3 protein-coding genes are annotated in these 2,577 nt (G+C 69.7%); all 3 read right to left on the reverse strand.

What is annotated here, in order from left to right; translation table 11 throughout:
* Positions 1-117: 117 nt before the first annotated feature.
* Complete coding sequence (locus tag Q0R63_RS09105) at positions 118-678, reverse strand: hypothetical protein (RefSeq protein ID WP_295696568.1); 561 nt, start codon at positions 676-678, stop codon at positions 118-120.
* A gap of 286 nt (positions 679-964) precedes the next feature.
* The gene (locus Q0R63_RS09110; protein ID WP_295696570.1) at positions 965-1,165 is read right to left on the reverse strand and encodes a hypothetical protein; all 201 of its coding nucleotides are present in this window, start codon (positions 1,163-1,165) and stop codon (positions 965-967) included.
* 5 nt (positions 1,166-1,170) lie between these two features.
* Positions 1,171-1,359 (reverse strand): hypothetical protein, encoded by a 189-nt coding sequence (locus Q0R63_RS09115; RefSeq protein WP_295696572.1) that lies wholly within the window; start codon positions 1,357-1,359, stop codon positions 1,171-1,173.
* Positions 1,360-2,577: the final 1,218 nt, after the last annotated feature.

Consider the following 2,577-nt stretch of genomic DNA (forward strand, 5'->3'; position numbering starts at 1 on the left):
GGTTTCTTGACGCGGTAGCCGTTGTGGCGGGCGCGTTTGACCGCGCGGGGGCAGGTCCGTTCCCTGCGGGTCGGGATGAGGAGGGCCGCGATCTGGATCAGCCGCCGCGGGAGGGCGTCAGCCCAGTCCTGAGGGGGGAATGTCCGCCGTCCCGGTGGCGGTTCGGCGGATCAGGCGGAGGGCCTTGGCGAAGGAGATCCGGTCTGGGTCGAGGTCGGCGGCGGTGGAGGCTTTCGCGATCAGGGCGCTGATCGCGTGGTGCACGATCAGGTAGGCCCAGATCTCTTGGTGGACCAGGTCCGGCAGCCGGGAGCGCAGCACCCAACCCGGCCCGCGCAGGTGGGTCTTGAGCTGGTCGGTGGCGGTTTCTTCTTCCCACCGCTGGTGGTAGGCGGCGGCCAGCTCGTCGGCACGGGCGTCGGCCGGGTCGGTGATGGTGGACAGCAGCACGATCAGCTCACCGCTGCCGTTGCCGGTCCGGTCGGGCACGTCGTACTCGATCACCCGGGCCAACCGCGCCACGGGCAGCCCGTTCTTGCCGGTGGCGTCGGGCTGGGCGGCCAGGTCGTGCCCGGCGCGGGCGGCGGCCAGGATCTTCTCCCGGCGGGCCCCGCGGATCGTGGCATCCATGACCACCGTGGCGTAGGTGCCGTCGGGCAGCACCGCGATCACGGGCAAAGCCAGTTGGGTGGGCGCGCGCCACAGCAGCGCCGCCCCGGTCGCGGCGGCGCTGTCCCACGCGACCCAGGAATAGGGCCTGTCAAGTTCTCTGGGTGTGACGGTGCTTGGTGGGTGGGGTTGAAGAGCTCTTCGACGAGCACTGGCTCGTCGCAGTTCGCACAGTTTCCGCCGGTTCCAAGCCGACGGCTGAACAGGTTGCAGTCCGGGCAGCGACGGTCGATGGAGCGTTCGCCGCAGTCGCTGCATTCGTAGATCGTGGCGAGGGTGCTGGCGGTCTGAGGCATCACAGCACCCCGGTGGGGAATCGGTCGGGGTAGCTCATCGCGAGGGCGTTCAGCGCCTGTTTCCAACCCGCTGTCGCGGTGCCCCCAGATCGGGCGGCCCTGGCGGTCTCGACGGCCAACGCGAACCCGGTCAGGGTCGAGATCCCCCGCAGGCATCCCGGCCTGCGGGTGACCGCGGTGAACTCGCTATCCGCGGCCATCACCGCTATCGCGGCGTCCAGCCGGTCCCGCCGGCGGCAACGGTGACGACGGCGTCGTAACACTCGTCGACCGCGACCGCGACCGCGACCGCGACCGCGACCGCGACCCGGGCCGCGGGCGAGGCCAGCTGCAGCCCCTGTTGACGCAGCCACCGGTCGTCGACCCCGGTCCAAGCGGTACCCCCTTGGTACACGATCCCGTTGCGCAGCAAAAGTTTCGACAGCCGATGCCGGGCCCGCATCAGATCCCCGCAGCAGTCCTCCCGAGCTGTAGTGAGCCCGGATCATGTCCCGGGCGGCCTCCTGCACGACGCTCGGCACCGTCACCGACGTCACCTCGTCCAACCGCAGCAACCGCGCCAGGTGCATCGCGTCCCGCGCGTCCGTCTTGACCCGGTCCCCCGACGGCCGCTGCAGCTTCGAGGGCGTCGCGACCTCACACCGAATCCCCTGAGCGCCCAATGCTCGAGCCAACCCGAACCGGTCGGACCGGCCTCGTACGCCACCGCCGCCGGCCCGGGCAGGGCCTGGACCCACCGCACCACCTGCCCGTAGTCCGGGGTCAACCTCGCCCGGAACACCTCCCCGTCTCTCCGTCGATCGCCGCCGCGACCACCGACCGGGCGTGCTTGTCCAGTCCCGCACTCGTACGCTCAGAACCCACCGGGCCTCCCACACATGTCGGATGCCGAGCAGGACGCCCCTCCTCGGCAACCCACGAATCTGTGTGAGAGAGGCCACGGCCCGCAACCCCCCGGCACATCCGGGGCGTCACTCCATACCGTCTAGGGGGGGTGGCTGTCGGCAGTGCCTGGTTCTTTCGATCACTCGAGGGAAACTGAAGATGGCCAGGCGCAGCTCGTGGTGAGCGATCCAGCAGCGGCTGCGAGGACGTTCTTCTGCAGGAACGCGAAAGGATCTGATGGCGGCCATATCGGCGCAACACGTCCCGTCGACCCGAGCAGCCGGTGCCGCTTGAGCTCGTGCACGAAACCGCGGGGACGGAATTGGGTAGACTCAGCTGGTCACCGCAACACCTCGAGCAGGAGGTGGCGAACGGGGCGGGACGGGTACGAATGGTCACGATCACGGGCAGGCCGGCGCTGAGGTCGCCCGGGCGCCCACCGACCCGGGGTGATCTGTCGCGGATGTTCTGGGGCAAGTTCGCGCATGGGCTGAAGCCGGAGGACGCGGGAATCGCCTTCGCGGATCGCCCCCGGGCCTGGACCGCTACACCCCGGGTACCAACCAACCTTCAGACGCCCTATGCGAGTCCTCCTCCTTTGGTCTCAGTTCTAGTCTCATTCGTGTGCGTCCAGCGCGGGTCGAGCGGGCCCCCGGTGACGGCGGCTGAGCGTGCCCGAGCGGTCGCAGCACCGTTTGAACCCCTCGCGGCAGACCTCGAAAGCGTG

The sequence above is a fragment of the Lapillicoccus sp. genome (assembly GCF_025353065.1).
Lineage (GTDB): Bacteria > Actinomycetota > Actinomycetes > Actinomycetales > Dermatophilaceae > Lapillicoccus.